Origin of the sequence: Nonomuraea sp. NPDC050691 (assembly GCF_040654455.1) — a bacterium.
Classification (GTDB): Bacteria; Actinomycetota; Actinomycetes; order Streptosporangiales; family Streptosporangiaceae; genus Nonomuraea.
In genome coordinates, this window is the sequence record NZ_JBFAIA010000221.1 from 1 (window position 1) to 11992 (window position 11992).

Consider the following 11992-nt stretch of genomic DNA (forward strand, 5'->3'; position numbering starts at 1 on the left):
CGGCCGGGTCACCGGCGTCGACACCACCCGCGGGAGCATCGCGGCGGGCCGGGTGAGCACGGGGGAGACGGGCGCGACCCGTCATCACTGGGCGATGGAGCCCAGCGGGATCGTCATGCTGGTCGGCGGCTCCTGGCCGTCCTTCAGGTCCGTGGCCACGGTGTCGGCGGGCGGCGCCGTGATCTTGACGGTGCTGCCCCAGCCCGTGAGAGAGGTCTCCACGCTGAAACCGGCGTCCTTGGGCGCTTGGGCCGACAGGACCTTGCCCGGGAGGACGGTGGTCAGCCGCGTCGGCAGGCCCTTGGCGTCAACCGCGAGCTTCCACGAGATGACCGCCTTGAGCTGCTTGCCCTTGGCCTCGGCCAGGATGAAGTTGGCGCGGGCCGAGCGGGAGAGCTTGCGCAGCTCGCCCACCGTGATCTTGCCCGTGTAGCCGCCCGCCGCCGGCTTGGCGCCCTTGAGCAGGGTCTTCAGCGTCGCCGGCTCGCCGACGATGTTCAGCGGCTGGCCGTAGACGCCCATGAGGCCGCCGAAGTACTTGCTCGGGGCCTTGTACCAGGTCTTGCCCTCGGGCACCGCGCTGGCCCAGAGCGACCCGGACAGGTAGGTCGCGTTACCGACCGTGATGACGCGCTCCGGCGTGCGCATCATCTTGCCCACCTCGGAGTCGGCGTCCTCGCCGAGGTCGCTGGCCTTGATGTTGAACTTGCCGGTGATGTCGGAGGCGGTGATGCCCGAGGCGCCGAACTGGAACGTTCCGTTGCGGCGCACGAAGACCTGACGCTGGCGGCCCTGGAAGATGGTGGTGCGCTCGGTGAACGACACGCCCTTCCCGGCCACGTACTGCTTCTTGACCGCGGCCGCGGGGTCCTTGGCGGCGGTGGCGTGCGCGGGGGCGGTCGTGATCAGCGTCGCGGCCGCGGCCAACGCCAGACCGGTGACGATGCGCTTCATGGGGAATCCCTTTTCGTTTCTATGCGGATGACAGGGGATCATGTCGGAGGAAGATCACGACAATATCTCAAAGGGGGCCGCCGCAGCGGAAAATGTGTGCATTTCTCGTGCAGATTGCTGTGATGCACGGAAAGCGACGGGGAAACTACATGGCCGGTATCAAGGGGTGAGGCGCAATAACGGCCTGTGATTTTCCTGATACTCCGGAAAGAGATGGGGGGCGCTTTCGACGGCGCGCGGACGGGAGCGCGCCGCCCGGGGAAACACGCATTCTCGCGCGTTAGTCGTGATCTCCGCTCGCCGGCCCGTCGAAAAGCCGGCGAGCGTTCACCCGATCTTCTAGTACGTGTTGCCCTCGTCGTCCGGGGGCACGGTCACGTAGTCGGGGTCGATCGGCATCGGCGGCTCGCCGAGGTTCTTGCCCAGGTCCTTGAGGCCCGCCACCTGGTTCGCGGGCGGCGCCGTGATCGCCACGGCCGTGCCGTAGTCACTGTAACGCGTTTCGGTCTGGCCCTTGATCGTGACCTTCTTGGTGACCTTCATCGACCAGTCGATGGCCACCCGCTTCACGAGTTTCCGGGCGTCCAGGGTGATCCGCCAGGAGATGACGGTCCTGCCGCCGGAGCCGGTCGGCCTGATCCCCACCTCGGTGCGGAACGTCGGCGACAGCTTGTACAACTGCGCGAAGGTCATCGTGCCGCGGTACTGGGCGCCCTTGACGGACTTCGCCGACGACAGCAGGTACTTCAGCGTCCCGGGCTCGAACACGTTGATGAGCTGGTCGCCGTAGGCGCCCGAGGTGGGCCTGCCCGGCATGCCGACCCACAGCTTGTGCTCGGGGAGCATGGTGGAGAAGAGCCCGCCGTTGACGTACAGGGTCTTGTCCTTGCTCAGCATGTACGTGCGCTGGGTGAGCGTCTCGACGAGGGTGGCCGTCTCCGGGTCCGCCGCGGCGGCCTTGTCGAGCTCCTTGCGTACCGAGGGGGTGAAGACCGGCGTACGCGTGGTCTCCGCGGCAATTATCCCCTTCGTGGCAAATTCGAGTAAACCTTGCCTGTTCGCCCCGATGTAAGCCTTTCCGGACACCCAAGTGCGCGACGACTCGGTGAGCTTCACGCCCTGCCCGGCCACGAACTGCTTCTTCAACGCCCCGACCGGATCCACCGGCTTGGCCTGGGCGAATGCCGGAGGGGCCATGGCCAGAGCGGACACGGCCACTGCGCCGGCGATCCATCGCCTCATAGGTAGGGGTCCCCCTTCTTCTGATGTAGGCAGACATGGTGCCGAAGTGAGATCACCGTCACATCACGGCATATCCGCGACCCGGTGACCAGGGGACGTCAAGCTTGGGGCTAGGCTTCACTGGCGGAAACGCCCGGCACGCACGGGGTGGCCCGGGCCGTCGAACATCAGTCGGATAAGCAAGGACGGACCCTCGTGGACCTGTTCGAACATCAGGCGAAGGAGCTCTTCGCGGACTACGGCATCCCGGTGCCCAAGGGCATCGTCGCCCACACCGTGGAGGAGGTGCGGGCGGCTGCCGAGCAGCTTCCCGGCCGCGTCGTGGTCAAGGCCCAGGTAAAGACCGGTGGGCGTGGCAAGGCCGGTGGCGTGAAGGTGGCCGACGACGCCGCCGACGCCGTCGAGAAGGCCAAGGCCATCCTCGGCATGGACATCAAGGGCCACACGGTCCACAAGGTCCTCGTGGAGGAGGCCAGCGCGATCGCGGAGGAGTACTACTTCTCCTTCCTGCTCGACCGCGCGAACCGTACGTTCCTCGCCATCTGCTCGGCCGCGGGCGGCATGGACATCGAAGAGGTCGCCCACACCTCGCCCGAGAAGGTGGCCAAGGTGCCCGTCTCCGCCATCACCGGCGTCGACCGGGCCAAGGCGCGCGAGATCGCGGTCGCGGGCGGCCTTCCTGAGCAGTCGCTCGACGGCGCCGCCGAGCTCATCGAGAAGCTCTGGTGCTGCTTCGTCGACGAGGACGCCACCCTCGTCGAGGTCAACCCCATGATCCTGTCGGCCGACGGCCAGGTGAAGGCGCTCGACGGCAAGGTCACGCTCGACGACAACGCCTCCTTCCGCCAGACGGAGCACGAGTCGTACGCCGACAAGGCCGCCGAGGACCCGCTGGAGGCCAAGGCCAAGGAGAAGGACCTCAACTACGTCAAGCTCGACGGCGACGTCGGCATCATCGGCAACGGCGCGGGCCTGGTCATGTCCACCCTGGACGTGGTCGCCTACGCGGGCGAGGCCTTCCCCGGCAAGCCGTCCCCGGCCAACTTCCTCGACATCGGCGGCGGCGCCTCGGCCGAGGTCATGGCCGCCGGCCTGGAGATCATCCTCTCCGACCCGTCGGTGAAGTCGATCTTCGTGAACGTCTTCGGCGGCATCACCTCCTGCGACGCCGTCGCCAACGGCATCGTGGCGGCCTTCAAGCTCCTGGAGAGCCGCGGCGAGGCCGTGACCCACCCGCTGGTGGTCCGCCTCGACGGCAACAACGCCCAGCTCGGGCGGCAGATCCTGGCCGACGCCGCGCTCCCGCGCGTCGAGCTGGTTGACACGATGGACGACGCGGCCAAGCGCGCCGCCGAGCTCGCTGCGGTAGGTGCGTGAGACATGGCTATCTGGCTGACCGAGAACAGCAAGATCATTGTTCAGGGCATGACCGGTGGTGAGGGCACCAAGCACACCCGCCGCATGCTCGCCTCCGGCGCGCGCGTCGTCGGCGGCGTCAACGCCCGCAAGGCCGGCATCACGCACGAGGGCCTGCCCGTGTTCGGCACGGTCAAGGAGGCCATGGACAAGACCGGCGCCGACGTGTCGGTCGTCTTCGTGCCCCCGGCGTTCACCAAGGACGCCGTCAAGGAGGCCATCGACGCCGAGATCCCGCTCTGCGTGGTCATCACCGAGGGCGTGCCGGTCCACGACTCCACGGAGTTCTGGGCGTACGCGGTGGCCAAGGGCAACAAGACCCGCATCATCGGCCCGAACTGCCCCGGCATCGCCTCGCCCGGCGCGTCCAACGCCGGCATCATCCCCGCCGACATCACGACCGCCGGCCGCATCGGCCTGGTCTCCAAGTCCGGCACGTTGACGTACCAGCTCATGTACGAGCTGCGCGACTTCGGCTTCTCGACCGCGGTGGGCATCGGCGGCGACCCCGTCATCGGCACCACCCACATCGACGCCCTCCAGGCGTTCCAGGAGGACCCGGCCACCGACGCGATCGTGATGATCGGTGAGATCGGCGGCGACGCCGAGGAGCGGGCCGCGGCCTACATCGAGCAGCACGTCACCAAGCCGGTCGTCGCCTACGTCGCGGGCTTCACCGCCCCCGAGGGCAAGACGATGGGCCACGCCGGCGCCATCGTGTCCGGCTCGGCCGGCACGGCGCAGGCCAAGAAGGAGGCCCTGGAGAAGGTCGGCGTCCGCGTCGGCAAGACCCCCTCCGAGACGGCCCGCCTCATGCGCGAGATCATGCAGGCGCGCTGACCCGGCGCTCTTCCGCGGAAGGCCCCGCACCGGCTCCGGCCGTGCGGGGCCTTCCGCGTTCCCGCGGGGGGCTTCCCCCGCTTTCGTACGGCCTGAGGCACGCTCGCCCATGCCTTCCCGCGCGCTCGTACGGCGTGAAAGGGCGGCAGAGCCGGATAAAGCTGGCCGCTGCGGCGCGTCAACCAAGCGCCGGTCGGAAAAGATTGAGAAAATCGCCTACTGTGACGGCGCTTCTCGACCAGCTGCGGACTGCCCCCCGTTCGGTCCTCGGCAAGATTCCCGGGGTCTCGGACGACGACGAGTCCCGGCGTCCGCTGCCCGTCTCGGGGATGCTCGCCGCGGCCGCCACGCTCGGCGTCGGACTGGCGGCGCTCACCACGCTCACCCTGGTCGGCTGGATCGCCGCGCCCAGCGGGGCGCTCGGCTCCGGCCTGCCGGGGGTGTTCCGCACGGCCGCGCAGATCTGGCTGGCCGCCCACCACGCGGGCTTCGCCATGCCCGGCGGCCGGGTCGGGCTCCTGCCCCTCGGCCTCGTGGTGCTGCCCGCGATCCTGCTCTACCGCGCCGCCCGCTGGATGGCCCGCGACGCCGACCTGCGGCTGCGGCTGCCGGCCCGGCTGCCGAAGAACAGCCCGCGTGAGAAGGCCAACGCCCGGCGGCGGGCGCAGCTCGTGCTCGTCGTCCAGGCCGGGGTCTCGCTGGCGGCGCCGTACGCGCTGCTGGCCGGCCTGATCGCGCTCGTCGCGCGCAACGAGGTGACCCAGCCCTTCATCGGCGACGCGCTGCTCAGCCACTTCATCCTCGCGTTCCTGGCCGGCTCGGTGGCGACCGCGCGGACCATCGGGCCGTGGCGGGCGATGCTGCGGCTGCTGCCGGAGCGGGTGCGGGCCCTGACCGTCGGCACGGCGGTGGCCACGGCGGTGCTGCTGGTCGCGGGGTTCGCGCTGGTGCTGGTGGCCGTGGCGCTCAACTTCGGCCAGGTGCGCGAGCTGACGAACGTGCTGGCGCCCGGCTTCGTCGGCGGGCTGCTGCTCCTGCTGGTGCAGATCCTGTACCTGTTCAACGTGGTCATCTGGGCGTTGTCGTACATCGCCGGGCCCGGCTTCGCGATCGGCACCGGCACGCTGGTCGCGCCCACGGGCGTGCAACTCGGCACGGTGCCGAGCCTGCCGCTGCTGGGCGCTCTGCCCGACAGCGGTCCCGTGCCGGCCTGGATGATGGCCGTCGTCGCGCTGCCGTTCGCGGCCGGGGCGGTGGCGGGCGTGGTGGTCGCGCGGATCTCGCCCTCGCCCTCGTACGAGGCCGCCCCGCTCTGGGGCTTCCTGACCGGTGTCACGACCGGCCTGGTGGCCGCGGTGCTCGCGGCGCTGTCCGGCGGCCCGATCGGCGGCGGCAGGCTGGCGGCGGTCGGCCCGTCCCCGTGGGAGGTGGCCCTGTCGGTCGCGCTCGAAGTGGGCGTGGCGGCGGGCATCTCGGCCGGGGTGACCAACATCCTGCTGCTCAACCGGCGGGCCCGCGTACCGCTGGACAAGGCGGCGGCGCCCATGCGCAAGGCCGGGGCGGCCATCGCCCGAGCGGCGAGCAAGGTCGGGCTGGCCGAGTCCGACGGCAAGCCGCTGCCCGGCCACTGGCTCGACGCCACCGAGGCCGACACGCAGCCCATCCCGGTCATCCGTGACGACTGGACGGACGAGCACGCCTCGGCCGAGGCCGAGACCCGCGCCCAGGCGCGGCCCCGCTCCGCGACCGGCCGCGCGGGCGCGCCGCGTACGGACATCGTGGACGTGTCTGACGACCGCGGCGGCCACGTCATCTACGTCGACCCGTACGCCTGGGACCGCGACCGCGAAGACCGCGACTAGAACCTGTACGGACTCCGGAGCCGCGACGAAGGCGTCGCCCCACCTTCACACGTTGTAGCCTCGCGTACCTTCGTTCGCTTTGGTGGAAATAGTGAGATTGGCCAACTGTGTGGCTGGCGTGGCGGATGATATTGGCAGGATGATCGGATGAGCCTGCTCCAGGAGCCAGGACGTCCGGCGGTGCAGAAAGGGTCTGTCGCGTGAGTCCATCCCCCAAGGCGCTCCCGATCGGGGGCTTGCTGCTCTCCGCCGCGGGTGTCGCCGGCGTGGTCATGCAGATGCTGTCCGTCGCCTACCCCGACGGCGACCCGGCCAAGGCGCGCGAGGTGGCGCGGCTGTTGCGGCAGCTCGCCACGCGGGTGGACGTCAGCCTGGCCGACGTGGAGGAGGTCGCGAGCAGGGTGTGGCGGCCGCCCAGCTACGGCGCGGGCATCGACGCCTTCAGGAAGTACTTCGACGAGGAGATCGCGCCCTTTCCGCCGCTGGTGTCCGCGTACATCCGCGGGCTGGCCGATGCGATCGACGACTACGCCGAGATGCTCGAGCAGACCCAGCACGCGCTGCGGACGATGGCCATCATCCAATGGTGCGAGCTGATGATGTTCTTCTGCTGGCCCACCATCGACAAGAAGGTCCAGGCGCTGATCAACTGGGCGATGCGTAAGAAGCAGGCACGACTGCTCCTGAGGATGTTCGAGAATGCCGTGGGGAAGCGGTTCATGTACGCCGTGGGAGGCAGCCTCGCCTACACGGCCCTCGACGAGTTGCTCGTCGACGGGATCAAGCTGGCGAGGGGCGAGGACATGGGCTCGTGGGGTGACCACGGCAAGTACATGTTGAACAACTTCGCGGCGGCCATGGTCTTCTACCATGTGGATCCGGCCAATTTCCGGTGGCTCAGGGACGTGAAGTGGCTGCCGAAGAACTTCAGGGAGAACGTGAAGGTGCTGCCGGCGAACGAGGCGGCGAGAAACGCCGTCGTGTTCCTGACGGGATCCACCATCTTCAGCACCACCTCGAACGTGATCAGCAGGCCCGGCGACGTGATCGACGATCCGGTCAGCCTGCTGCCCACCTGGCAACAGATGCTCGCCAAGCTGGGTGTCGCCGCGGGCCAGGACCAGTTCAGGCGCTGGCGCGGCTATTACCCGGCGCCGGCGGTGACCAGATAGCCAGATAGTCAGTCCTCGTTGGAACGCCTGGCCTCGTCGGCGAACGGGGTCAGGCCGTCCGTCATCATCCCCGCCATCTGGGTGGTCAGGTCCGCGGTGGCGTCGCTCGCGGCGGCGAGCACCGCCTCCGCCAGCGCGTCCGCGCCGAGCCGCATCGCCCGCGGGTCGATGCGCAGGCTGTCGAGCGCGCCACTCGCCGACACCTCGGCCCGCACCCAGCCGTCGGCCGCCTCGCCCCGGCCGCGAATGGCTTTGACGCGCTCCTGCAACTCCTCCAGCGGCTGGATGTCCGCTTCGAACTGGGCGAGAAAACGGCCCATCTCCGCGTCGAAGAAGGAGGCGGCGTCGTCTGGTGTGGTCATCAGGTCTCCAAGAACGTCAGGGTGTGAGCTTTCCGTCCGAGAACTTCGGCGGGTCGGACACTTTCGGCAGCGACTCGATGGTGGCCCAGTTCGCGATGTCCAAGGTGGTCTTCATGCCGGCCAGCCGTTCGGCGACTTCGGGATAGACGTCGCGCAGCGCGTTGACGTACGTCTCGACCTTCTTCAACGCCGTGGAATAGCTCTGCCTGAACGTGTTCGCCGTCTCGTCCGTGCCGGCGAAGTCGCCCAGCGCGGCGATGGCGTCGAGAATCCCGCGGGCATCCCTCGCCAGCTCACTGTGCTCGGCGGTGAACCCGCCGGCCGCCTTCGTGAAAGTGCTCCCGTGGACGTCGAACCCCGGCATGCCTGGGCCTGGAGGGGGCGGCGAGGTCGGCAGAGGGGGGATGGCGGGAGGGGGGTACAGGGGGGCGGGGAAGGTCGGCGGCGCCGCCGGCGTATGGGGGGACGTCGGGGTGGGGGTGGGCGTGGGCGTCGGGGAAGAGCCGGGGAACGTCGGACTCGGCGTGGGGTCGGGGGTCGTCTCGCTGGGTGTAGGCGTAGGTGTGGGTGTGGGTGTGGGTGTGGGTGTGGGATCCGGCGTCGAGGGGCTCGGGGTGGGGCCCGGCGACGTCGGACTGGGGGTGGGCGTCCCAGTGGGGGGCGGAGTGGACGACGGTGTGGGCGACGGTGTGGGTAATGGGGGTGGAGTGGTGGGATCTGTCGCAGACATGACGTTCTCCTCGTCGATGCGCCTCATTGTGCCGTCGCGTAGGCGCAGGACACAGCCACTCCGCCCATTCCTACACTATCTATCGGGATAGTGCACTTCGCGGGCTGGCCGAGGCGGTGAGGTTGCCGTGACCGCCATCGTCAGGGCTGGACGGCGCCCAGGACGTCCAGCACGTCCGGCGGCAGCTTGCGCTGCGCCGCGTCCCTGAACTGCGCGAAGCACTCGCCCTGCGACGAGACAGTCCCCGCGCCCTTCATGCACTCCTGGTACGCGGAGTATTCGTCCATCAGGTACAGCTGCAACGCCGTGGCCAGGGCCGACAGGGTGAGCGCCACGGCCGACACGGCGATGCCACCCACGGCGGTGCCCGTGGGCAGCCCCGCCTCCCTGAGCCGGGGCATCGCCCGGATGCCCGCCATGAGCGCGAACGCCGCCATCACCAGCCCGGCGAGCGGCAGCATGAACGTCATGGCCAGCGCTGCGATGGACAACCAGATAGCGCGGCGGCCCGCGGAATCCGCGGGCTGCTGACCCGCCGGCGCCTGCACCGGTGACGACACCTGACCTCCTCTGCGTGACCGGGCGAGGAGCGGATACGCTGGCAGCCCCACCCCGGTTCTCTCATTGGAGTGCGCGTGTCAAAGGCTGGGCGGCTCGTCGTCCTCGTCTCCGGCTCTGGAACCAACCTACAGGCCCTTCTGGACGCTTCCGCCGACCCGGCGTACGGCGCGGAGGTCGTCGCCGTCGGGGCCGACCGCGACGGCATCGAAGGCCTGGCCCGCGCCGCCAGGGTCGGCGTGCCGACCTTCGTGGAGAGACTGGGCGACCACCCGACGCGGGCGGAGTGGGACGAGGCGATCGCCGCCCGGATCGCCTCCTACGAGCCGGACCTCGTGGTGTCCGCAGGCTTCATGAAGATCCTCGGCGCGCCGACGCTCGGCGCCCACCCGGTGCTCAACACCCATCCCGCGCTGCTGCCGTCGTTCCCCGGCGCCCACGGCGTGCGCGACGCGCTGGCGTACGGCGTGAAGGTGACGGGCTGCACGGTGATGCTGGCCGACGCGGGCGTCGACTCGGGGCCGATCATCGCGCAGGAGGCCGTGCCGGTGCTGCCCGGCGACGACGAGGCGGTGCTGCACGAGCGCATCAAGGTCGTCGAGCGCCGCCTGCTCGTGGAGATCGTCGGCCGGATGGCCCGTGAGGGCTGGACGGTCAGCGGACGCACGGTCCGCATCGGCAAAGAAACAGGAGAGGAATCCAAGTGACTCGCATCGCCATCCGGCGCGCGCTGATCGCGGTGTATGACAAGTCCGGCCTGGAGGAGCTGGCCAGGGCTCTCGACGGCGCGGGCGTGGAGATCGTTTCCACGGGCGGCACCGCCGCCGCGATCGCGTCCTACGGCGTGCCCGTGACGAAGGTCGAGCAGCTCACCGGGTTCCCCGAGTGCCTCGACGGCCGGGTCAAGACGCTCCACCCGCGCGTCCACGCCGGGCTGCTGGCCGACCTGACCAAGCCGCACCACGTGGCCCAGCTCGACGAGCTGGAGATCGACCCGTTCCAGCTCGTGGTGGTCAACCTCTACCCGTTCGAGCAGACGGTCGCCTCGGGCGCGAGCGACGCCGAGTGCGTGGAGCAGATCGACATCGGCGGACCGGCGATGATCCGCGGCGCCGCCAAGAACCACAGCACGTGCGCGGTCGTGGTCGACCCGTCCTTCTACGGCGGCGTGCTCGACGCGCTCGCCCAGGGCGGCTTCACGCTGGAGGAGCGCCGCCGGCTGGCCGGCATCGCCTACTCGCACACCGCCTCCTACGACGTGGCCGTGGCCAACTGGTTCTCGGCCACCGCCGCCGAGCAGGGCGACGCCTGGCCCGAGTTCGCCGGCGAGACGTGGAAGCTGAAGACCTCGCTGCGCTACGGCGAGAACCCGCACCAGCGCGCGGCCCTCTACACCGAGGGCGAGGGCGGCCTGGCCAACGCCGAGCAGCTCCACGGCAAGGAGATGTCCTACAACAACTATCTCGACGCCAGCGCTGCCTGGCGCGCGGCCTGGGACTTCTCCGAGCCCGCCGTGGCGATCATCAAGCACCAGAACCCGTGCGGCATCGCGGTGGGCGCCGACGTGGCCGAGGCGCACCGCAAGGCCCACGCCTGCGACCCGGTGTCGGCGTACGGCGGCGTGATCGCGGTCAACGGCGAGGTCACCGCCGAGCTGGCGGGCCAGATCGCCGAGGTGTTCACCGAGGTCGTCGTCGCGTCCGCGTTCGCCGAGGAGGCGCTCGCGGTGCTGACGCAGAAGAAGAACATCCGCCTGCTGCTCTGCCCGCAGGGCCCGTCGCGGCCCGCCGAGTGGCGCCAGATCGACGGCGGCCTGCTCGTGCAGACCGTGGACAAGGTCGACGCGCCCGGCGACGCGCCCGAGAACTGGGAGCTGAAGGCGGGCGCGCCCGCCTCGCCCGAGGTGCTGGCCGACCTGGCCTTCGCCTGGCGGGCCTCCCGCTCGGTCAAGTCGAACGCCATCCTGCTGGCCTCCGGCGGGGCCACCGTGGGCGTCGGCATGGGGCAGGTCAACCGGGTCGACTCGTGCCGCCTCGCGGTGACCCGCGCCGGTGAGCGCGCCGCCGGGTCGGTCGCGGCGTCCGACGCGTTCTTCCCGTTCGCGGACGGTCTCGAAGTGCTGATCGAGGCCGGGGTCAAGGCGATCGTGGAGCCCGGCGGATCCATCCGCGACCAGGACGTCATCGACGCCGCGGAGAAGGCGGGCATCACGCTCTACTTCACCGGGACGCGCCACTTCTTCCACTGAACCGAGTCAGAAGGGCTCCGAGCACGGGGCGCGGGCGGTTACCCTGTGGTTCCCTCCCTAAACCTCGCCTCGGAGTGCCCCTATGGCCTTGCTCGACTCGATCCTGTACGCCTTCGTGACGTTGAACGGCCTGTCGACGAGCCCCTTCGTGCTGATCGCGCTCGCGTTCGCGGGCGCCTACCTCGGTGCCCGGATCGTCGAAATCATCCCGTTCACCCGCAGGATCATCGAGCGGCGCAACGCCGCGGCCGGTGAGGCCGAGTAACTCCCGGCCCTGCCGGCGGGCCCAGCCGGCCGTGAGGGCTCCTTCCCGTGGCCGGGCTCAGCCCGTTCGTGGGGGCTCTCCCCGCGGCCGGGCTCAGCCCGCCGCGCCGTAGTGGTCCCAGGCGAGCCTGGCCGCGCCCGCCAGCGCGGCCCGTACGCCCAGCGTGGTCGGCTGCACCTCGACGGCCCGGACGAACGCCAGCCCGGCCACCTCGTCGAGCGCGCGCTCCAGCGGCTCGAACAGCACCGGCCCGGCCGCCGACACGCCGCCGCCGATGACCACCCGGGTCACCTCGACCGCGGCGGCCGTGGAGGCGATCATCCCGGCCAGCGCCCGCGCGCCG

General features: G+C 70.2%; 13 protein-coding genes. 7 read left to right on the forward strand and 6 right to left on the reverse strand.

Annotation, left to right across the window (positions count from 1 at the left end; all coding sequences use genetic code 11):
* Nucleotides 1-84: 84 nt before the first annotated feature.
* Nucleotides 85-954 (reverse strand): hypothetical protein, encoded by an 870-nt coding sequence (locus AB0H81_RS40295; protein WP_358386335.1) that lies wholly within the window; start codon nucleotides 952-954, stop codon nucleotides 85-87.
* A 339-nt stretch (nucleotides 955-1293) separates the two neighbouring features.
* Nucleotides 1294-2196, reverse strand: a complete 903-nt coding sequence (locus AB0H81_RS40300) for a hypothetical protein (RefSeq protein ID WP_358386338.1) — start codon at nucleotides 2194-2196, stop codon at nucleotides 1294-1296.
* Nucleotides 2197-2391: 195 nt separating this feature from the next.
* Here AB0H81_RS40300 and sucC point away from each other — a divergent pair, with 195 nt between their 5' ends.
* The 4 genes from sucC to AB0H81_RS40320 all read left to right on the forward strand — a co-directional run bounded on the left by sucC (nucleotide 2392) and on the right by AB0H81_RS40320 (nucleotide 7486).
* Nucleotides 2392-3573, forward strand: a complete 1182-nt coding sequence (gene sucC / locus AB0H81_RS40305) for an ADP-forming succinate--CoA ligase subunit beta (protein WP_358386340.1) — start codon at nucleotides 2392-2394, stop codon at nucleotides 3571-3573.
* A gap of 3 nt (nucleotides 3574-3576) precedes the next feature.
* On the forward strand, nucleotides 3577-4452 hold the full coding sequence (sucD, locus tag AB0H81_RS40310) for a succinate--CoA ligase subunit alpha (RefSeq protein WP_358386343.1): 876 nt from the start codon (nucleotides 3577-3579) through the stop codon (nucleotides 4450-4452).
* Nucleotides 4453-4673: 221 nt separating this feature from the next.
* Nucleotides 4674-6314, forward strand: coding sequence for a DUF6350 family protein (locus AB0H81_RS40315; protein WP_358386345.1), 1641 nt, complete (start codon nucleotides 4674-4676; stop codon nucleotides 6312-6314).
* A 200-nt stretch (nucleotides 6315-6514) separates the two neighbouring features.
* Nucleotides 6515-7486, forward strand: coding sequence for a hypothetical protein (locus AB0H81_RS40320; RefSeq protein ID WP_358386348.1), 972 nt, complete (start codon nucleotides 6515-6517; stop codon nucleotides 7484-7486).
* Nucleotides 7487-7494: 8 nt separating this feature from the next.
* Here the strand turns inward: AB0H81_RS40320 and AB0H81_RS40325 are convergent, their stop codons facing one another.
* The 3 genes from AB0H81_RS40325 to AB0H81_RS40335 all read right to left on the reverse strand — a co-directional run bounded on the left by AB0H81_RS40325 (nucleotide 7495) and on the right by AB0H81_RS40335 (nucleotide 9069).
* Complete coding sequence (locus AB0H81_RS40325; protein ID WP_358386350.1) at nucleotides 7495-7848, reverse strand: YbaB/EbfC family nucleoid-associated protein; 354 nt, start codon at nucleotides 7846-7848, stop codon at nucleotides 7495-7497.
* Nucleotides 7849-7864: 16 nt separating this feature from the next.
* Nucleotides 7865-8212, reverse strand: a complete 348-nt coding sequence (locus AB0H81_RS40330) for a hypothetical protein (protein WP_358386352.1) — start codon at nucleotides 8210-8212, stop codon at nucleotides 7865-7867.
* A gap of 506 nt (nucleotides 8213-8718) precedes the next feature.
* The gene (locus tag AB0H81_RS40335; protein ID WP_358386355.1) at nucleotides 8719-9069 is read right to left on the reverse strand and encodes a hypothetical protein; all 351 of its coding nucleotides are present in this window, start codon (nucleotides 9067-9069) and stop codon (nucleotides 8719-8721) included.
* 144 nt (nucleotides 9070-9213) lie between these two features.
* On the opposite strand from AB0H81_RS40335, the gene purN reads away from it, so the two are divergent.
* From purN to AB0H81_RS40350, 3 genes are all read left to right on the forward strand, one after another.
* Nucleotides 9214-9843 (forward strand): phosphoribosylglycinamide formyltransferase, encoded by a 630-nt coding sequence (gene purN, locus AB0H81_RS40340; RefSeq protein WP_358386357.1) that lies wholly within the window; start codon nucleotides 9214-9216, stop codon nucleotides 9841-9843.
* A complete protein-coding gene (purH, locus tag AB0H81_RS40345) occupies nucleotides 9840-11384 on the forward strand; it encodes a bifunctional phosphoribosylaminoimidazolecarboxamide formyltransferase/IMP cyclohydrolase (RefSeq protein WP_358386360.1) in 1545 nt (514 codons plus the stop codon). The genes purN and purH overlap by 4 nt, the downstream gene beginning before the upstream one ends.
* An 82-nt stretch (nucleotides 11385-11466) precedes the next feature.
* Nucleotides 11467-11649: a hypothetical protein gene (locus AB0H81_RS40350; RefSeq protein ID WP_358386362.1), complete on the forward strand. Its 183-nt coding sequence runs from the start codon at nucleotides 11467-11469 to the stop codon at nucleotides 11647-11649.
* 93 nt (nucleotides 11650-11742) lie between these two features.
* Here AB0H81_RS40350 and AB0H81_RS40355 read toward each other — a convergent pair.
* Nucleotides 11743-11992: ROK family protein (locus AB0H81_RS40355; protein WP_358386365.1), on the reverse strand; the 250-nt coding region annotated here is incomplete at its 5' end.